Origin of the sequence: uncultured Alcanivorax sp., assembly GCF_947258575.1 — a bacterium.
Lineage (GTDB): Bacteria > Pseudomonadota > Gammaproteobacteria > Pseudomonadales > Alcanivoracaceae > Alcanivorax.
In genome coordinates this window covers 119,217-138,782 of the sequence record NZ_CAMYIV010000004.1, presented here as the reverse complement: position 1 = coordinate 138,782, position 19,566 = coordinate 119,217, and the positions used below count along the sequence as shown (strand labels likewise).

The following is a 19,566-nucleotide window of genomic DNA, read 5'->3' as shown; positions in this document are numbered from 1 at the left end:
CGCCCGAAGGCGCCCTGTCATTTCAAGGAAATCGTTGTGAAGGATTAACCTTTCACGAATTCCGGGTAGGCTTCCATGCCGCAGTCGGCGATGTCCATGCCTTCGTACTCGTCTTCTTCGGAAACCCGGATACCCATGACGGCTTTCAGGATGCCCCAGACGATCAGGCTGGCTACGAATACCCATACGAAGATGGTGATCGCGCCGATGATCTGGCCGGAGAAGGAAGCATCACCGTTGGTAACCGGCACCAGCAGCAGACCCAGCAGACCAACCACACCGTGTACAGAGATGGCACCGACCGGATCGTCGATTTTCATCTTGTCCAGGGTCAGGATGCTGAACACTACCAGCACACCACCAGCGGCACCGAACAGAGTCGCCAATAGCGGGGTCGGAGTGGACGGCTCGGCAGTGATCGCCACCAGACCGGCAAGGGCACCGTTAAGCAGCATGGTCAGGTCGGCCTTGCCGAACAGGATGCGGCCAACGATCAGGGCAGCAACAGCACCACCAGCGGCAGCAGCATTGGTGTTCAGGAACACCATGGCGACAGAGTGCGCGCTTGCAGCATCGCCCAGCTTCAGTACAGAGCCGCCGTTGAAACCGAACCAGCCCATCCACAGGATGAAGGTACCCAGGGTAGCCAGCGGCAGGTTGGCACCGGGGATAGCGTGTACTTCACCGTTCGGACCGTACTTGCCTTTACGAGCACCCAGCAGCAACACACCAGCCAGAGCAGCAGCAGCACCAGCCATGTGAACGATGCCGGAACCAGCAAAGTCAGAGAAGCCCAGGTCGCCCAGGTTATACATGCCAAACACGTCGGCACCACCCCAGGTCCAGGAACCTTCCAGCGGGTAGATCACACCGGTCATGAATACCGCGAAGACCAGGAAGGCCCACAGCTTCATACGCTCGGCAACCGCACCGGAGACGATGGACATGGCGGTAGCCACGAACACCACCTGGAAGAAGAAGTCGGACGCACCAGAGTAGACGGAGTCACCATCGAATCCGTTCTCGGTAGATGCGCTCAGCACACCGGCCAGATCGAAGGCGTCGATACCGTCCAGGAAGATGCCGCCGCCGTACATGATGGCGTAACCACACACCAGGTACATGATGCAGCTAATGGCAAACAGCGCCACGTTTTTGGTGAGAATCTCGGTGGTGTTTTTCGCACGCACCAGGCCGGCTTCCAGCATGGCAAAGCCGGCAGCCATCCACATTACCAATGCGCCACACACCAGAAAATAAAAGGTGTCCATGGCGTACTGAAGTTCAAAAATTTGATTTTCCACAATGCAACCCTCCGAAAATGGAAGCGTGTTCTCTAAAACCCTGGCATGGGTCGATTTACAACACGGTAAAACTTAAATCGCGTCCTCGCCGGTCTCGCCGGTACGGATACGAATCGCTTGCTCCAGGGAGGTGACAAAGATCTTGCCGTCACCAATCTTGCCGGTATTGGCAGCTTTCGCGATGGCTTCAATCACCTGATCCAGGGAGGACTCGGCGATGGCCACCTCGATTTTTACCTTGGGCAGAAAATCCACCACGTACTCGGCACCCCGGTACAGCTCGGTGTGACCTTTCTGGCGTCCAAAGCCTTTCACCTCGGTAACGGTGATGCCTTGCACGCCGATCTCGGAGAGTGCTTCACGCACGTCATCCAATTTGAACGGCTTAATTACGGCAGTAACCAGTTTCATTTCATTCTCCTCAGCTTTCACCGCGTCCGGTGTCGTCCGTTTCACTTCGAGCCCCGTTATGGTTCCCGATCCACAGTTTGCTCGAACGCTCTGACCCAATAAGTGCACGACCCATGCCAGGTTTAGAAAATCATGCATTTTCAGTGGGTTATATCCCGATCCCGATTCAGGAAACGGGTTCGGCGCGCCATTATAGCGCACCACCTTGGGGCGGGTTCCAACTTGGTGCAGAGCTGCTGCCCTGCACCGCCGGTGCCGCGCCAGCGGACACCGTGCTACCATCCGCCCACCAATACAAGCACCGCCGCCACAGACCGCATTCCCGGCGGCCCGGGCCAGCCATTGCCCCTGGTCCCCGATGGAGATTCAAGATGCCTGATCAACCCTTTATCGACCGCCTGATGGCCGACATCAGCGGGCGCCTGCCCACGGATCTGGGCGGCCTGCGCAACGAAGTGGAGCGCAATGTGCGCAGCGTACTGGCGGAAGCCGTCAGCCGCCTGGATCTGATCACCCGGGAAGAGTTCGATATTCAGCAGCAGGTACTGATGCGCACCCGGGAAAAGCTGGAAGCGCTGGAGAAGCAGGTGGCGGAGATGGAGAAGACGACGGACGCCTGACGCCCGGTATTCTCCCGTAGGAGCTATGCTTGGCCGTTGTTCGCCATGCAAGCATAGCTCCTACGAAAGTCCGATTTCCTACATCTGCAGCTGCCAACCTCGCACACGTACCAACACCGCCTCCCCGTACACTGCCTCGCAACCCCTGAATTCTGCGAGGAAACGTGACGCACGCATTGCTCTACAGCCGGGCACCGCTGGGCATTCAGGCCCGGGAAGTGCGGGTGGAAACCCACCTGGCACCCGGGCTGCCCGCCTTCACCATCGTCGGCATGGGTGACACCGCGGTGCGGGAAAGCCGGGACCGGGTGCGCTCGGCACTGGTCAACAGCGGCTTCGAGTTCCCCCAGCGACGCATCACCGTCAGCCTGGCACCGGCGGATCTGCCCAAAGATGGCGGTCGGTTTGATCTGCCCATTGCCCTGGGCATCCTGCTCGCCAGTGGCCAGCTCGGAAAGCTGGACAGCAACCAATACGAATTTATCGGTGAGTTGGCATTAAATGGCGCCCTGAGCCCGGTGCCCGGCATGCTGCCCTGCGCCCTGGCCTGCCAGCCTACCGGCCGCACCCTGATCGTTCCCCGCGACAACGCGGATGAAGCCGCGCTGGCCGGAGCCACGACCGTGGCCGGTGACCAACTCGCCCAGGTGGCAGCCCATTTGGTGGGCCAGTCTCCGCTGCCATTCCATGATCACCCGGCACCGCAGACCATCACCCATGAGGGCGGCTGCCTCTCCGAAATCCGCGGCCAGGCCGCCGCCAAACGGGTGCTGGAGATTGCCGCGGCCGGCGGCCATTCGCTGCTACTCAGCGGCCCGCCTGGCGCTGGCAAAAGCATGCTGGCTTCACGCCTGCCCGGGCTGGTTCCGCCGCTACATCCGAAACAGGCGTTGGAAGTGGCAGCCATTCATTCCCTGAAACAGCCGCGCCCGGCCCACCAGTTCCACCAACGCCCCTATCGGGCGCCCCACCATACCGCCTCAGCCACCGCCCTGGTTGGCGGCGGTAGCCACCCGCGCCCGGGAGAGATTTCCCTGGCGCATAACGGCATCCTGTTTCTCGATGAATTACCGGAGTTCGACCGGCGGGTACTGGAGGTATTACGCGAACCGTTGGAGACCGGCGAGGTGAGCATCGCCCGGGCCGCCCAGCAGCTGACCTTCCCGGCCCGCTTTCAGTTGATCGCGGCCATGAACCCTTGCCCCTGCGGTTACCTGGGCGACCCGGAGAAGGGCTGCGGCTATCGGTGCGAAAAGGCCAAGCGCTACCAGAGCAAACTGTCCGGCCCGTTGCTGGACCGCATCGATCTGCATCTGGACGTGCCCGCAGTAGAGGCGCAGGAACTGCTCGGTGATCGTCAGGGAGAAACCAGCGACACCGTCCGCGCCCGGGTCCGCGAGGCCTGGCAACAGCAATGGCAGCGCCAGCGACGCCTGAATCGGGAACTGGGCAGCGACGACTTGGAGCCACTGTTACGCCCCCACCGGGACTGGCTGGCCAGCGTCATGACCCGCATGGGACTGTCCGCCCGTGCCCTGCATCGCAGTGCCCGGGTGGCACGCACCATTGCCGATCTGGCCGGTGCCGACACCGTCGACCGCGACCACCTGCGCGAAGCCCTGAGCTATCGGCAAACGGTAGCTGACACCCGCTAACCCTGCTCAGATTTCCTGCGGTCTCTTCACGGCTAATCAGCCGGCGATCAATATCGCCACCAGCACAGCAAGCAGTGACAATGGCACGATAATGAGTGCGCTCTTGAGGAGTTTCTCCACATAGAGGTGTCTGGTGTAGTAATCCAGCATGATGTATTTCCCCACAACCCGTTGAAATGGCAACCGCGCCACTACCCCCGTAGAAAGGCGCTTTTCTTTTTATCGTCACTCAGTCCCCAGCCCACAGTCAGACAGCGCTCGACCTGCGGCTGAGCACCCTGCCTGTCAATTGGCACAACCAGAGGGGCAAACGTGACTCATGTCACGTCAATTTTTTGCAGCCTATCACAGTTATGAAAAAACAAGCATTGCCAGATTGACATTATCTGACAGCCGACATTGACCTAAGGTGACAGACGTGGGGCGCCGATACGGCAGTCAGGGAAGGAACGCAGTGTGTCGACAGCCCCGCAACGCGGAGCCGATGGCGCGGAGACATAGCGACTCAGCCACGACAAGCAATTGTTTTAAAATGGATTTACTGGCAGTGAACGGCTATCGACGAGATATCCCTTGCCGCCTCGCCCGCAGGGCGGTGCGCGACGGCAAGGGCTGGACGACAGGATTGTCGCTAGCAGACGACATTAACCCCATTGAAAGAAATCACGTTTCTCTTTCAGGTAGAACCGCGACAACACCATCTTGTGCACCTCGCTGGCACCGTCCACCAAACGCGCCTGGCGGGCGTAGCGGTAGATCCATTCCAGCAGGGTGTCCTTGGAATAACCACGGGCACCGCACAGCTGGATCGCGGTATCAGCGGCCTTGTGCAGGGTATCGGCCACGTGGATCTTGGCCATGGAAATTTCCTTCTTGGCAAAGTCCCCCTGATCCAGCTTCCAGGCAGCCTGCATGGTGAGCAGACGTCCCACCTCAATATCCTTGGCCACGTCACCCAGCATCCACTGCACGCCTTCGTGCTCGGCAAGCGTGGTGCCGAAGCTCATGCGGTTTTCCACATAACCGGCTGCCTCTTCCATGCAACGTTTGGCCAGACCCAGCCAGCGCATACAGTGCGTCAGGCGAGCGGTGCCAAGACGGATCTGAGTGACCTTCAGACCATCGCCCACTTCCAACAGACGGTTCTCATCGGGAATCACCAGGCCATCGAACTTCAGTTCGCAGTGACCACCATGTTCTTCCGGGCCCATGATCGGGATACGGCGCACCACTTCCCAGCCGGGCTGGTCCGCATCAAACAGGAAGGCAGTGAGCCCCTTGCGCGGGTCGTCACTGGTCTTGGCGATCAGAATAAACGTTTGCGCACCTTCTGCCCCGGTGATGAACCACTTGCGGCCCTTGATGATCCAGTTGTCACCGTCCTTGGTGGCGGAGGTATAGGTCAGAGACGGGTCGGAGCCACAGCCACCATCGGGCTCGGTCATGGCAAAGGCGGAACGTACCTTGCCGTCGATCATCGGTTGCAACCAGCGTTCTTTCTGCTCGTCGTTGAGGATCTTGTTGAGCAGGATCATGGTGCCGTCATCCGGCGGCGCACAGTTGAACACCACCGGGCCGAACGGACTGCGAGCGGCTTCTTCGTAGAGCACTGCCATACCGGCCACGCCCACATCCAGACCACCGCGTTCCTTGGGCAACTGAAAGCCCCACAGCCCTGCGGCTTTCGCTTTTTCTCGCAGGCTATCGACCACGCTTTCCTTGAAATTTTCGTGATCGTCGTAATTGGCCTTGTCGTTTTCCAGCCGCATGATTTCCGCTTCCACAAAGGCGGCCACTTGCTGGCGCAGGCTTTCCAGCTCCGGGCTCAGGGAGAAATCCATGGTCTGTCCTCGATCTAGGTTAGAGAGTATTACAGAGGTGACCGCCATCCACGGCGATCACCGAACCGGTCATGTAGGACGACGCATCGGACGCCAGCAGCAACAGGGGGCCAACCAGTTCATCGATCTGCCCGAGGCGGCGATAGGGAATGCGCTTGAGCATTTTTTCAGCCAGCGGACTGTTGAAGAAATCCCGATTGATATCGGTTTCCACATAGCCCGGGCAGATGGCATTACAGCGAATGTTGTAACGGGCAAAGTCCAGCGCCAGGGATTTGGTGAGCTGCACCACCGCCGCTTTGGAGGCCGTGTAAGGTGCCACCCGGCCTCCGACACGCAGACCGAGAATGGAAGCGATATTGATCAGGCTGCCCGGGCGCCCGTCGCGCCGCCATTGCTGGATGGCAAACTTTGACACCGCCCAGACTCCCTTCAGGTTGGTATCCACCACCGCGTCCCAGTCTTCCTCGCCGAGCTCGTCGGTGGGGCCTTCGTGGGACACACCGGCATTGTTGACCACCACATCCACCGCCGGCATATCGGCAAAGGCCGCTTCCACACTGGCGTGGTCACTCACATCCATCGGCACCACGGTGGCCTCACGGCCCAGAGCCCTTACCGCTTCGGCAGTGGCTTCCAGTTTTTCCACTCGGCGGGCCGCCAGCATCACGTCGGCTCCCTCTTCGGCCAGGGCAATGGCGAAGTGGGCACCAAAGCCACTGGACGCGCCGGTGATCAAAATGCGTTTACCGGCCACACTGAATCGTTGGGACATAACTTCCTCATCGTTCTCTGCATCAGTGAGAGAAGCTACCCAGCCAGCACGACGGCCACAAGGACGAAAACGCTCAGGAGGAAGGTGACAACAGCAAGGAAAGTGCGTGACGGGTATCAGGAGTGGCATCGGGCAATAGCAGCGCGTCCCGGACCGGCAACCATTCAATGGCGACCACTTCATCGCTGAGCGATACCGCCTGCGGACACACCACCACAGATGCCAACGCGCCCCAGACCTGGTGATGGGGATTGGAGAAGAAGAACCATTGCCAACGGGAAAACTGGCGTTGCACGCCCACCTCCTCGAACAGTTCCCGTGACAGGTTTTCGCCCACGGTTTCATTGGGGCGCATGACACCACCGGCAGCCAGATCCCAGCCACCGGGGTAAAAATGTTTGTCGGCAGCACGCTGTTGCACACAAACCCGCCCGGCCAGATCACGCACCACCACGTAGGAGGCACGATGGATCAGCCGCTGACGCTGCATACGGCCACGCTGACAGCTGCCCTTGGGGTAGTTGTCCTGGCTGACCAGCAGTACAGGTTCAGAATTCCCTTTCATTGTGTTTTCATTCTTTCTTCGTCTAGGGCGTTAAACTCTGACAATACTGTAAGGTGAGGCAATTCCGGAATGTTCGAAAATATAAGATTTCAGTTTGAAACCTTTGACTGGGGAGGCGTATCCGGAATATCTGACATCCTGATGGTTGTTCTGACCATCGTTCTGCTCCTTGGACTGAGGCAGGGCTCACATAATATCCGTGAAGCCTCTCTCTCCCGCGATGCCGATATTCTTCGTTGGGCCATGGCGGAAATGGATACCCTCAAACCCTTGATACGTACTGTTACAGATGCACACCAGCGGCAACCCTACAACGAACAGAGCCGTGAAGAAAGCTGGCTTCCAGCGGAACTGGATGCCGCCCACCAAGTCAGCATCAAACTGCAACGTATCGGCTACATGGCTTGGAACAACCTGATATCACGCCAGCACTTCATGAACCTATGGGGGCCGATGTATCTTTGCTGCTGGTACGCTCTGGAACCATGGGTTATCGAAAAACGGCGCAAACTGGAAGAGCCAGATAGCATTGAAGACGGAGCCTTTTCCCGCCACTTCTTTGAAATATACGCACTCTATTGCGAAGCTTGGCTACCGCTGGGCTTAGTCAATAATGAACGCTCAAGGCTCGGGCTAGCGGTTATTGACAGTATTGATCAGCACCATAAACGCCAGCACAAGGCGTTGAAGCAAAAAAACGGTGGCTATTACGGCTGGAAATGACTGGGCGGGTGACCGGTCCATTTGCGGAAAGCGCGGGCGAAGTTGCTGGGGTCGGCGTAACCCAGTTTCGAGGCCACCTGCTGCACGGTGATATTGGCCTGCAGATACGCCATGGCCTTGGTCATGCGCACCTCTTCCAGCAGGGAGCGATAGCTCACGCCCAGGGCATTGAGATAACGGCGCAGGGTGCGGGAGGTAACGTGGAAGTTGCACGCCAGCTGCTCCAGGCTGGGCAGCATGCCCTCTGCCTGCATCAACCGGGCGCGCACGCGGCTGGCCCAGTCCTGATCCGCTTCCAGCCGTTGCAGTTCTTCCTCACATTTCTGTGCGGCCATCTGCCGGGACGCCGGATCGGAGAGGGTAAAGCGCTCACTGAGCAGGGCCTTGGGTAGCCGCAGCGCCGCCACCTCGGCACCAAACTCCACCGGCATGGCCAGCAGTTCCCGGTAACGATCCGCATGGGCCGGGGCGGCATAGGGCAACTCCAGCACCACCCCCTGGAAACGGTCGCCCAGCAGATAACGAATCCCGCCGACCACCGCAGCCACCACCACTTCCAGGTAGGTTTCACGGATATCGCCCAGCGGCACACTTTCCACCAGGCAGAAACGCACGCCTTCCTGTGAGGGTTCGATACGGGGAACACACAGGCGGGTACGGGTGCGGAAGTAGCGCTCCAGCAGCCTCAGGGCATCGCCCAGGTCGGCACTGCTGATGGCGGCATAGCCGAGCAGGCCATGGGCGGTGAGGGTCAATTGCTGGCCCAGCGCCAATCCCAGGGCCGGATCGCCGGTCATTTCACGGGCGCCCACCATGACCCGGCGGAACTGCTCGAAGCGCAGGGCCGGTTCCGGGTTATAGACCTCATCCTCGCTCAGCCCCACCTGAGAAAGCAGCCGACGAGTATCCACGCCAACCTCGGCGATCAGTTCCACCAGATTGCGCACATAGTTGACGGGGACCGGGGAACGACCCGTACCTGGGTCCAGCTGTATAAAGCGCTCATGATTCATGGGTCTACTATACGTTAATTTTACACCTGTCCGAAAATGACTGCTTTCTGTCCAGCCCTGCACTTCGCCCAAGCACAACTGTTCACCAGAATGCCTGCATCCGAATTCCCCGGCCCGACAGCCAAGGACAACCATGACCATGCAAGAACCTGCTTACAGCCGCCATTTCGGCGCCAATGACGCCCGCGCCATCCGCGATGCAGTGAAAAAGGATCTGGGCCCGGCCACTTTCAAGGCCCGCCCCCTGCGCGCCCTGTGGTTTATTCCCATGAGCGCCGTGATCATCGGCAGCATCGCCGCCATCCTGCTGTTGAGTCTGCCCTGGTGGGGCAACCTGCTACTGGGCATCCTCGCCGGCCACACCCTGGCCTGCCAGGCCCTGCTGGCCCACGAAGTGCTTCACGGCGCGCTGGGCATGAGTCGTCGCATGCAAGATTTTCTCGGCTGGGTCGGCTTTGGCCCGGCCCTGATCGCCCCGGAATTCTGGCGCCGCTGGCACAATGTGGCCCACCACGCCAACACCAATCTGGGCGACAAGGACCCGGATTCCTTCGGCACCCTGTACCGCTACGAGAAACACCCGCAGACCGCCAACTTTACCAAGCTGGCCCCTGGCGGGCGCACCTGGTACAGCTTTTTGTTCCTGTTCTATTCGTTCATGTTCCACGGCCAGCTGGTGCTGCGCATGCAGACCCGCAAGCGTGAGGAGTTCAAGGGGTTCAACCGCAAGAAAGCGATCCGCCAGTCCTACCTGTGCATGGCGGCATGGATCACACTGGCCATCGTATCCGGCCCACTGGCGATCTTCACCGTGCTGATCCCGATGATGATCATCAACTTCATCGGCCAGAGCTACATTCTCACCAACCACATGCTGCGCCCGCAGATGGACAACAACCATCCGGTGGACAATTCAATGAGCGTGCGCGCCTGGCGCTGGATTGATCCGCTGCACTTCCATTTCAGCCATCATGTAGAGCACCATCTGTTCCCGAAGATGGGTTCCGACCAGGCCCCGAAAGTACGTGCCTGGCTGCAGCAGGAAATGCCTGAGCGTTACGTGTGCCCCAGCCATGTCAAAGCAGTGGCCATGCTCTACAAGACACCGCGTGTTTATCAGGATGCCAACACCCTGGTCGATCCCCTTAACCGGGAACGGACCGTGGATGTGATGGAGCTGCAGGGGCAGTTGAACTAAGCGGGTTCCCGTGGGATCTGCTGCAGAAACGGAGTGCAGCGGAGTAACGCAACTGGTTCCGTGCGGCCCGAAGGGTAAGCGAAGGGAATCACATCGCTAGCAGCGCGACCATTAGCGTAAAAATGCAACTCACACGGCCAAAACGAAGCCGCTGTAGGAGTTCCGCTTGAGGGACGAATCCGAGCCTAGGCGAGGAAACGGACTATGCTGATACCGCCAGATCACTCTGACGACGTCGCTCTCTTCTGATTGCCCGCGGGTGATTTCCACGCTGACGCGTGGTTCGTCCCTCAAGCGGAACTCCTACAGCGGCTTCGCTTTAAACGTCGCTGGTGATCGCGCCGCCAGCGACGCTCCTATGAAAAACCTTACAGACTGTGAATCTCTTCCTCGCTCAGGGCCCGGAACTCCCCCGGCGCCAACGCCGCATCCAGCGCGATCTCGCCAATCTGCTCCCGGTGCAGGGCCACCACCTTGTTGCCCCGCGCCGCCAGCATCCGTTTGACCTGATGGTAACGCCCTTCATGGATGGTCAGCAGCAACTGGTGCGTATTCACCCGTTCCGCCCTTGCCGGCAACGTCGGGGCGTCTTCGCCACGTAGCAGAATGCCGTCGCACAGGGCCTGCAGATCCGCATCGCTGACCGGGTCGGCGCAGCTCACCCGGTAGCGTTTGTCGCACTGGTGATTGGGCGAGGTGAGCCGGTGGGACCACTGGCCATCCGTGGTCAGCAGCACCAGGCCGGTGGTGTCCCGGTCCAGGCGGCCGGCCGGGTGCAGGTCCTGGCGCAGCGCCACTGGCAGCAGGTCCAGTACGGTGCGATGCTCCGGGTCAGCGGTGGAACACACCACCCCCGCCGGTTTGTGCAGCATCAGATAACGGTGGCCCGGCAATTGCACCGGTTCGCCGTGCAGCCAGACGCCCTGCCCGTCCTGCAGCTGCAGGTTGGCTTTGGGGCGCGCTTCGCCCTCCACGGTGACTGCACCGCGGCTGATCAGCTGTTTGGCCTCCTTGCGGGTCAGGCCGGCACTGTGGGCGAGAAAATAGTCAAGACGCATGGGCAAACCGTTACCGGGAAAACCGCCATGATAACCGACATAAGGTGTCTGGAGTGCAGGGCCATCGCTGGTATCATAGCGGCCCGATTTCACCCCCCAGATTTTCCGGAGCCCTATGAGTAAGCTCAACCCCCGCCAGCAGGAAGCCGTGCACTATGCCGATGGCCCGTTGCTGGTACTGGCCGGGGCGGGTTCCGGGAAGACCAGCGTGATCACCCGCAAGATCGCCTGGCTGATCCAGGAACGGGGCATGTCGGCCCGGCATATTGCCGCGGTGACCTTCACCAACAAGGCCGCCCGGGAAATGAAGGAGCGGGTGCAGTCGCTGGTGAGCCGCGATCTGACCCGGGGGCTGATTGTCTCCACCTTCCACAACCTGGGCCTGCGCATTCTCAAGTCAGAGCTGAAAGCCTGTGGCCTGCGCAACGGCTTTTCCATTCTCGATGGCGCCGACAGCAAGGAGATCCTCAAGGAGATCCTGCGCCAGGGAGAATCGGAACGGGACCTGGACGCGGTGGATGTAATCCACAAGCGCATTTCCGACTGGAAGAACGCGCTGGTGCTGCCAGAGGAAGCGGTGAGCACTGCCGAGACCGACGAGGACCTGCGCGCCGCCATGGCCTACGGCGGCTACGACCGCATGTTGCGGGTCTGCAACGCGGTGGATTTCGATGACCTGATCCTGATGCCGGCGCGCATGTTCCGCGAACAGCCGCGCATTCTGGAAAAGTGGCGCAACCGCATCCAGTACCTGCTGGTGGACGAATACCAGGACACCAACGGCGCCCAGTACGAAATGGTGAAAATGCTCACCCTGCCGGAAGGCAAGTTCACCGTGGTGGGCGATGACGACCAGTCCATCTACGCCTGGCGCGGCGCCCGCCCGGAAAACCTGGCGCAACTGCAGCAGGACTGGCCCACCCTGAAAGTGGTCAAGCTGGAGCAGAATTACCGCTCCACCGGGCGCATCCTGAAAGCTGCCAATACGGTGATCGCCAACAACCCCCACGAATTTGAAAAGAGCCTGTGGTCCGACTACGGCTACGGCGAGCCGATTCGCTTTTCCGCCCTGCGCGATGAAGAAGCAGAAACCGAATGGATCGCCAGCGATATCTTTCATCGCCGCCTGCAGCATGGTCTGAAGTGGAAAGACTTTGCGGTGCTGTATCGCGGCAATTTCCAGTCACGCATTCTGGAAATGAAACTGCAGAGCCTGTCGATTCCCTACAAGGTGTCCGGCGGCAAAAGTTTCTTCTCGCGCAGCGAGATCAAAGACCTGATGTGCTACCTGCGCCTGCTGGTGAACCCGGACGACGACAACGCCTTCCTGCGCATCATCAACACTCCGCGCCGGGAGATTGGCCCGGCCACCCTGGAGAAACTGGCTACCTGGGCGTTAAAGCGGGAACAGGGGCTTTACCATGTCTGTGACGACATCGCCCTCAGCGAAGTCATGAACCCCAAGGCCGCCGAGAAGCTGCAGAAGTTCAAGGCCTGGCTGGATGCCAAACGCCAGTTCTGCTTCGGCCACAACAGCCTGCAAGCGGTGCAGGAACTGATCCGCGACATGGACTATGAAGGCTGGCTAATGCAAAACGCCTCCAGCCCGCGCATCGGTGAAAAGAATATCGAAAATATCTGGCAGCTGGTGCGTAGCATCGAACGCATGCTGGAAAAACAGGAAGACGAAGAAGGCGGCGCCAGCGATCTGGAAGCAGTGATCAAGAAACTGGTGCTGCTGGACATGCTCGAACAGCAACAGGAAGAAGACGATTCCGACCGGGTACAGCTGATGACCCTGCACGCCTCCAAAGGGCTGGAGTTTCCCCACGTCTACATGATGGGCGTGGAAGAAGAATTCCTCCCTCACCGCACCAGTATTGAAGAAGACAACATCGTCGAGGAACGCCGGTTGATGTACGTGGGTATCACCCGCGCCCGGGAAACCCTGGCCATGACCCAGGCGCTGACCCGCAAACAGTACGGCGAGAAAATCGACACCACCGCCAGCCGCTTCGTGGACGAAATGCCGCAGGACGATATCGACTTTCTGGGTATCGGCATGATTAAAGACGAGGCAAAGGAAACCGCGGTGGCAGAGGCCAGCATTGCTAATCTTCGGGCGTTGCTGGATTGAGCCTTGCGACACACTCTTTCCCGTAAAAACGTCACCGGTAGCGCGGTCACGACAGTATCGAGTTGCGAGAAGCGAGTTTCGAAAATCAAAACCTGAAGTTCGGGAAACCAGGTTTTCGCTTCTCGCTCCTCGTCTCTCGCAACTGGGTTTTGCGCCGCCAGCGCCGCTCCTACAGGAAGGGGATTACTTGGCGCCGCTCAGCTGCAGCATGTAGATGACAGTGTTGCGGATTTCGTCGTCGCTGCAGTCGAAGCAGCCTCCACGAGGGGGCATGGAGTTGATGCCGGCGATGGCTTCCTGGACCAGGGTGTCGAAACCTTCTTCCTCGATTTCGTGGGACCAGTAAAGGCGGTGTTCCTTGCCGACACGGGGAGCGCCCAGGGCGCCGGAACCGTGGCAGGTAACACAGTATTGGCGATACAACTGCGCCCCGTCACGCGTCTGCGAAGCATCCGCAGTGGCCGGAGCGCTATCGTCGGAACAGGCTGCCAGCCACAGGGCCGACAGCAGAATTCCCAGAGGTCGCAGCAAGGTTACTGGCTCTGCTCAACCATATACTCGACGGCGGCCTTGATCTCGTCGTCAGAGCAATCCATGCACATACCCTTGGGCGGCATGGCGTTGAAGCCTTCAATGGCGTGCTTGACTAGGGTGGCATTCCCCTTGGCGATACGCGAACCCCAGGCTGCGGAATCGCCGGTCTTCGGGGCGCCCGCAGCACCCGTAGTATGACAGGCCGCACAGGCAGACTGGTGCACTTGCTCACCGCTGCGCGGGCCACTGGCCACTTGCTCTTCGGCAGCGGCAGCGGTGCCGCAATCTTCACCCTCGACACACACAGAACCCACCGGCTGAAGACGTTCGGCAATGGCCCGCTCACTGAATACAGAGCGTTCGCCCAGCGGATACGGGGAAATTTCCTTGGTGCTCTTGGCAGCCACGCTACCGGCGGCAAACAGGGTAGCGACCAGTACCAGGCTGGCAGTCAGCATCTTTTTCACGATTCCACCTCTATTCTCTGTGATTCGCCCGAGGGCGCTGCGGCGGGATTATACCCGCTCAGGGCGTGGGGACAAAACGCTTGCTGTTATTTAGTCTATCTCCACCCGAGGTAATGACAGGGTGAAGCGGCTACCTTCGTTTGGCACACTTTCTACCTGAATGTCACCGCCGTGGCGCTCCGTCACTACCTTGACGAAGCGCAACCCCATGCCCGCGCCCCGGGTGCGGGCGCCACCACTGGTGCTGGCGCGACTGAAACGCTGGAACAGCCGTTCCTGAAATTCCGGCGGAATGCCCACACCCCGGTCGCGCACTTCACAGAGCACGGCCTCTTCCCGGGCGTACAGGCGCACATCCACGGAACTGCCCGCATGGCTGTACTTGATGGCATTGGTGAGCAAATTCACCATTAATCGCTCGAGTAATTCGTTATTGCCCAGCACCCAGACCTCCTGATGGGGGTCATAATCAAAGCGCAGGGTGATACCGGCCTGCTGGGCCTGAATCTGCACCATGTCGATGGCGCTCTCCACCACATCGAGCATGTCCTGCTCGTTCATTTCCACCGATTCCACCGCTTCCACCCGGGCCAGCTGCAGGAACTGCTCGGCGATACTCAGGTTGCGCTGGGCATAGTGCTGCACGTTGTCCAGAAAACCCTCCAGGGACTGCCCATCCCCCTGCTGACGCATTTTCTCGGTAAGCGCCAGCACCGACACCATGGGGGAGCGCAGGTCGTGGGAGAGGAAATCCAGCATCTCCGAGCGGGCCCGCAAAGCCTGCTTCACGTCGCTGATGTCCTTGAAAGAGATGATCATCATTCGCCCCGGATTATCGCCGGCATGCACCAGCAGAATATCCAGGTAGAGGTCTGCGCCCTGGCGATTGCGACATTCCAGCTGAGTACGCCCTTCGGCCAGGGACTGACGCAACAGCTCGTCCCAGCTGTGCTCGCGCAGGTCCAGCTCCCGGCCCAGATCTGTCACCATGGGCTGGCCCGCATCCAGGGCGCCCATTTCCAGACCGAGCAGAAAAGAAGCCTGGGGGTTGGCGTAGACAATCACCCCGCAGGCATCGGCGATGATCACCCCTTCACGGATCTGCGCCAGGGTCACCTGGAAGAAGCGGGTCAGGGCTTCCTGACGATCTTCTTCCCGGCGCAGCCGATCGATATGTTTTTCCAGCACTTCATAGCGCGGCCCCACGGTGGGGGCATGGGTGCGCACCCGTACCAGCATGGCCCGTACCCAGTAGTCATAGGTATCCGCATGCAGGGCCTGATGCCACACCAGGTCCAGTTCGTAGCGACGTCCCTCATGTTTGAAGCGGTACTGGCGCGCCAGCGAGCCTTTCCAGGTAGCTGCGGGGAGGCTGTCGCCACCCCGCCAGGGTTTCTCCCCTCCCAGCAATCGCCAGGCACGCACGGGCAGCACCTGATCGAACATCCGCCCCATCTGCTCCAGGGTGGAGGGCCGGGTCAGGCGCTGATTCAAATCGCTGTATTCGGACAACCGCTCCAGGGCGTGACGCATATAGGACAGGGAGTATTCCAGGCGTCGCCAGGTCCACAGCGGGTACCCCATCAACGCCGCCGCCATGGCCCCGGAAGGCGGGAACCACAGCCGCAACACGATCAACACCACCATGCTTGTCAGCAGACAAAGCAGAATTACCCCGGCCACCAGAGGAATGCTCCAGCGCGGCAGTACATAGGGCAGCAACAGCGGCGCCAACAACGCCAGCACAGACCCCAGCACCAGCACACTGCTCATGGGCAGCTCCCGGATCAGCCGGTCCGAGCGCAGGGCATCCAGTAGATTGGCGTTGACCTCCACCCCGGCCATCAACTCGCCCTGGCTGGCCATGGGCGTGGGCAACATGTCACCCAGGCCGGCGGCGGTGGCACCAATCAGCACGATCTTGTCGCGGATCAGCTGTTCCGGAATCAGGTTATTCAGCAACTCCACCGCGGACACCTGCGGGTAGCTGTTGGGGCCGCTGACAAAGGGCACATAACGGTGGTAGCGACGGACATTGGCCAGCCCGGAGAATTCCTCGCCCTTGTTGGCCGGGAAGGTATTCTCCGGGAGCATCCCTTCCTGGATCAGCAGGGTCTGGGTGATATGCGGCCACCAGGCCTGACCGATGCCGGAGCGCATGTACACGGAGCGGGCCACACCGTCGCTGTCCAGCTCCAGATCCACGTGCCCAAGGCCGGCTGCGGCACGGGCAAACGGTGCGTAGGGCAAGACTTCGATGAGCTGGCCACCGGCCCGCAGTTGCTCCACGTGCACCGGCAGGTAGACATGACCATTGGCCGCCATGGCCTGCACCAGGGCCAGATCGGAATCCGGGTTGTTGCGGTCCGGCTCGGACAGGATCAGGTCCACCAGTATCGCCCGCGCCCCCATCTCGGTGAGACGGTTGATTAACTGGGCGTGGACCTTGCGATCCCAGGGCCAGCGACCGATTTCCCGCAGGCTGTATTCGTCAATACCGACGATAACCAGATCCGGGGACGGGTCGTCCGGGAGGGTTTTGAGAAGGTTGTCGTAGATGTAGCGGTCAACGAAGGACAAGGCCCCGCTGATACTCAGCAGGGCGCAGAGGCCGACCACCAGAAACAGCACTGATATGTGTTCAGCCAGATAGCGGCGCTGATAGGTATTCAGGCGCGAGCGCATCCGTTACAGCGCCAGCAACAACGCAGCCCCGCCCAGAAAGACCCACAGATCCCATTTTGACTCTTTTTCCGGCTCCACCGGCGGCGCAGGCTCAATGGAGAAATGGGTCCAGCTCTCGTGGCCACGCAGGCCGTTTTCATCCACCGCACGTACCAGCAGACGGTAATCGCCTACCGGTAGATCCTGTTGCCAGTGGCCGGTCTGCAGGGATGCCTGCCCCAACAACAACGCATCCCGCTGGCGATACCACTCCAGCCAGTAGCTGTCCGCATCCGCCTGGGTAGGCCACGCTGCCGTCACATCCTCATGGGTCACTGCCAGCTCCACCGCCGGGGCCGGCAACAGGGGAACCGGCTCGATGGGCGGCTGGTCGAGCCGGGCCAGGGTGGCGAACCCGGCTTGCACATCACGGCGGGTGCCCCGGGCACTGACATCCACCCGACCATCCACGACTTCGTTGCGGGTGGTTTCGCCGGCGTCCACGCTGACGTAGTACTCGGTACCTCGCACCGCCGCGACCGCGCCGGGAGTGAAGACCTTGAAGGTACGATCATCGTTGCTGGCCGGGGTCACCGTGTTGCGAATATTACCGCGCTGCAGACGCAGTTCGGTCTGCTCGCCCTGCTGATCCAGGAAACGGCGATAGCGATTGACCACCAGCAGGCTGCCAGGCTTGATCACCACTTCGGACTGATCGGCAAACTGTAATCGGGCACTGGCTCCGGTAGCGGTTTCCAGCGCATCCCCAAAGGCGACCGTCTCGCCATTCTGCACCTGACGGGCCTCGCCACCCGCCGCGGGGTACAGCATGACCTCACCGCTGACTGCGACAATCCGCGCAGGAATGGGCTTTTCCTTCAGCCAGGCAATGGGCACAAGAAGGTTCTGGCCCGGCTCGACACTGTGAGGGTTTTTCAGGGAATTATGGCTGGCCAGATCGCGCCAGCAGGCTGCCGGCTCCTGGGCAAACTGCTGGCAGACCTTCCACAGGGTGTCACCCGGGCGCAGGGTGTAATGCCAGTCGTCGGATGCTGCTGCGGCAGTCGTCAGTCCCAGCAGCAAGGCTGCACACAACCAGACCCTCATAGCGTTATTCCTCAATCGGCTCCAGGCGGTAACCATGCTGGTAAACCGTCTTGATGCGGTAGCCCTGTTCCGGGCGTATCTGCAGGCTGCGACGGATGCGGCTGATATGCACATCCACAGTACGAGATTCGATCGGAGTCATGATACCCCAGACCTTTTCCAGCAGGTGGGCACGACTCATCAGCTTGCCCACATTCTGGAACAGATAGCTGGCAAGCTCATAATCCTTGTCGGTCAGCTTCACCGGCTCGTCCGCCAGCAGGATCTGCCGCCGCGACCGGTCCACCGTCCACGGCCCCACTGTCAGGGCTGTTTCATCATCCATATCCGATACCCCCGCCCGGCGCCCTAACGCGGCTATCCGGGCCAGCAATTCCGCTTGCTTGGTAGGCTTGACCATATAGTCGTCCGCACCCTGGGACAGGGCTCCAACAATGGAGGACTCATCGTCCCGCTGGGTGGCAAACAGCACCGGGGTGCGGTTGCCGCTGGCCCGAACTTCCTCCAGCACGGCGTAGCCATTCATATCCGGCACTTCCCAATCGAGCACCAAAATGTCGAAGGTGTCGCGCCGCAACAGGGACATGAACTCGCGCCCGCTGGCCAGGTGAATACAGTTATGGCCCGCTTCCTTAAGCCAGTGAGTGACAAGCTCAGCCTGAGCCATGTCATCTTCCAGATAAGCAATGCGCACAGTTTTCTCCATCAGTTGGCGGCCAACATCTGCCCGCAGAGGGTACCGATTTATCGGGGGATTCATGGGAAAAGATTGTAAAATGGACAGCACAAGCGTGCGAGCCGAAACTCGCCATCAGGCTGACGATGCGGTCAACTTGAGACCGATAATACCGACCACCACCAGCCCCATGAAGGCCAGCCGTGACAGGCTGGCAGGGTCCTTGAAGAACAGAATGCCCAACACGGTAATCCCCACTGCCCCGAGCCCGGTCCAGACCGCATAGGCGGTACCCACCGGAATGCCCTTCATGGCATAGGACAACATCAGCATGTTCAGGGCGGTGAGCACCAGCGCCGTGCCGATGGACGCCACACCGGGCTGCATCTGAATCCATTTGAGGCTCATGGCCCAGGCAATTTCCACGATCACTGCCAGTAATAGCACAATCCAGTACAGGTTCATCCTGTTTCCTCCGATACACTTGCCTGTTGTTACAGACACGGGCTCGTTGGGGGAAACAGCACTGCCGGAAACCCGAAAGAGGCAGACTGCCGCGAAATGACTGCCGTGATCGCACGGCGCGCGCAGATTATAAGCATCTGCGTCCACAATGCATCCCATCCATGGACGCCAACGCCACAACCGGCTATCATTCGCGCCCGTTGAACCCCCAAGTTCTTCATCTGCAGACCGCCGGCACTGACCAACCTCATTCGGCTATCTGCAATACGTTTTGCGCCCGTAGCTCAGCTGGATAGAGCGTTGCCCTCCGGAGGCAAAGGTCAGAGGTTCGAATCCTCTCGGGCGTGCCAAAT

At 60.2% G+C, this 19,566-nt stretch carries 18 protein-coding genes and 1 tRNA gene; 6 read left to right on the top strand and 13 right to left on the bottom strand.

The window, feature by feature from the left end:
• Window positions 1–44: 44 nt before the first annotated feature.
• Both Q0Y02_RS04135 and glnK read right to left on the bottom strand, forming a co-directional pair.
• Window positions 45–1,304, bottom strand: coding sequence for an ammonium transporter (locus Q0Y02_RS04135; protein WP_297764773.1), 1,260 nt, complete (start codon window positions 1,302–1,304; stop codon window positions 45–47).
• Between the two features lie 72 nt (window positions 1,305–1,376).
• Window positions 1,377–1,715 (bottom strand): P-II family nitrogen regulator, encoded by a 339-nt coding sequence (glnK, locus tag Q0Y02_RS04130; RefSeq protein WP_008930504.1) that lies wholly within the window; start codon window positions 1,713–1,715, stop codon window positions 1,377–1,379.
• 371 nt (window positions 1,716–2,086) lie between these two features.
• Between glnK and Q0Y02_RS04125 the strand changes: the two genes are divergently transcribed.
• The gene (locus Q0Y02_RS04125) at window positions 2,087–2,335 is read left to right on the top strand and encodes an accessory factor UbiK family protein (protein ID WP_297764770.1); all 249 of its coding nucleotides are present in this window, start codon (window positions 2,087–2,089) and stop codon (window positions 2,333–2,335) included.
• Window positions 2,336–2,499: 164 nt separating this feature from the next.
• The gene (locus Q0Y02_RS04120) at window positions 2,500–3,990 is read left to right on the top strand and encodes a YifB family Mg chelatase-like AAA ATPase (RefSeq protein WP_297764767.1); all 1,491 of its coding nucleotides are present in this window, start codon (window positions 2,500–2,502) and stop codon (window positions 3,988–3,990) included.
• Window positions 3,991–4,634: 644 nt separating this feature from the next.
• Here Q0Y02_RS04120 and Q0Y02_RS04115 read toward each other — a convergent pair.
• From Q0Y02_RS04115 to Q0Y02_RS04105, 3 genes are all read right to left on the bottom strand, one after another.
• Entirely contained in the window at window positions 4,635–5,831 is a 1,197-nt protein-coding gene (locus Q0Y02_RS04115; protein WP_297764765.1) for an acyl-CoA dehydrogenase family protein, read from the bottom strand.
• Between the two features lie 19 nt (window positions 5,832–5,850).
• Window positions 5,851–6,606, bottom strand: coding sequence for an SDR family oxidoreductase (locus Q0Y02_RS04110; protein ID WP_297764762.1), 756 nt, complete (start codon window positions 6,604–6,606; stop codon window positions 5,851–5,853).
• Between the two features lie 73 nt (window positions 6,607–6,679).
• The gene (locus Q0Y02_RS04105) at window positions 6,680–7,171 is read right to left on the bottom strand and encodes an NUDIX domain-containing protein (protein WP_297764760.1); all 492 of its coding nucleotides are present in this window, start codon (window positions 7,169–7,171) and stop codon (window positions 6,680–6,682) included.
• A 69-nt stretch (window positions 7,172–7,240) separates the two neighbouring features.
• Here Q0Y02_RS04105 and Q0Y02_RS04100 point away from each other — a divergent pair, with 69 nt between their 5' ends.
• On the top strand, window positions 7,241–7,894 hold the full coding sequence (locus Q0Y02_RS04100) for a hypothetical protein (RefSeq protein WP_297764757.1): 654 nt from the start codon (window positions 7,241–7,243) through the stop codon (window positions 7,892–7,894).
• Here Q0Y02_RS04100 and Q0Y02_RS04095 read toward each other — a convergent pair.
• Window positions 7,879–8,907: an AraC family transcriptional regulator gene (locus Q0Y02_RS04095; RefSeq protein WP_297764754.1), complete on the bottom strand. Its 1,029-nt coding sequence runs from the start codon at window positions 8,905–8,907 to the stop codon at window positions 7,879–7,881. The genes Q0Y02_RS04100 and Q0Y02_RS04095 overlap by 16 nt on opposite strands.
• A 133-nt stretch (window positions 8,908–9,040) precedes the next feature.
• Between Q0Y02_RS04095 and Q0Y02_RS04090 the strand changes: the two genes are divergently transcribed.
• On the top strand, window positions 9,041–10,105 hold the full coding sequence (locus tag Q0Y02_RS04090; protein ID WP_297764751.1) for an acyl-CoA desaturase: 1,065 nt from the start codon (window positions 9,041–9,043) through the stop codon (window positions 10,103–10,105).
• A gap of 368 nt (window positions 10,106–10,473) precedes the next feature.
• On the opposite strand, the gene Q0Y02_RS04085 is transcribed toward Q0Y02_RS04090, so the two are convergent.
• Entirely contained in the window at window positions 10,474–11,163 is a 690-nt protein-coding gene (locus Q0Y02_RS04085; RefSeq protein ID WP_297765221.1) for a 16S rRNA pseudouridine(516) synthase, read from the bottom strand.
• A 115-nt stretch (window positions 11,164–11,278) separates the two neighbouring features.
• Here Q0Y02_RS04085 and rep point away from each other — a divergent pair, with 115 nt between their 5' ends.
• A complete protein-coding gene (rep, locus tag Q0Y02_RS04080; protein WP_297764749.1) occupies window positions 11,279–13,300 on the top strand; it encodes a DNA helicase Rep in 2,022 nt (673 codons plus the stop codon).
• A gap of 183 nt (window positions 13,301–13,483) precedes the next feature.
• Here the strand turns inward: rep and Q0Y02_RS04075 are convergent, their stop codons facing one another.
• The 6 genes from Q0Y02_RS04075 to Q0Y02_RS04050 form a co-directional block, all read right to left on the bottom strand.
• A complete protein-coding gene (locus Q0Y02_RS04075; protein ID WP_297764746.1) occupies window positions 13,484–13,831 on the bottom strand; it encodes a c-type cytochrome in 348 nt (115 codons plus the stop codon).
• Window positions 13,832–13,833: 2 nt separating this feature from the next.
• On the bottom strand, window positions 13,834–14,292 hold the full coding sequence (locus Q0Y02_RS04070) for a cytochrome c5 family protein (RefSeq protein ID WP_035248751.1): 459 nt from the start codon (window positions 14,290–14,292) through the stop codon (window positions 13,834–13,836).
• A gap of 99 nt (window positions 14,293–14,391) precedes the next feature.
• On the bottom strand, window positions 14,392–16,986 hold the full coding sequence (locus Q0Y02_RS04065; protein ID WP_297764744.1) for a CHASE2 domain-containing protein: 2,595 nt from the start codon (window positions 16,984–16,986) through the stop codon (window positions 14,392–14,394).
• Window positions 16,987–16,989: 3 nt separating this feature from the next.
• On the bottom strand, window positions 16,990–18,072 hold the full coding sequence (locus Q0Y02_RS04060; RefSeq protein ID WP_297764741.1) for a FecR domain-containing protein: 1,083 nt from the start codon (window positions 18,070–18,072) through the stop codon (window positions 16,990–16,992).
• 4 nt (window positions 18,073–18,076) lie between these two features.
• A complete protein-coding gene (locus tag Q0Y02_RS04055; protein ID WP_062814841.1) occupies window positions 18,077–18,766 on the bottom strand; it encodes a response regulator transcription factor in 690 nt (229 codons plus the stop codon).
• A 117-nt stretch (window positions 18,767–18,883) separates the two neighbouring features.
• On the bottom strand, window positions 18,884–19,213 hold the full coding sequence (locus Q0Y02_RS04050) for a multidrug efflux SMR transporter (RefSeq protein WP_297764729.1): 330 nt from the start codon (window positions 19,211–19,213) through the stop codon (window positions 18,884–18,886).
• A gap of 273 nt (window positions 19,214–19,486) precedes the next feature.
• On the opposite strand from Q0Y02_RS04050, the gene Q0Y02_RS04045 reads away from it, so the two are divergent.
• A tRNA-Arg gene (locus Q0Y02_RS04045) sits at window positions 19,487–19,563 on the top strand.
• The last annotated feature ends 3 nt before the right edge of the window (window positions 19,564–19,566 follow it).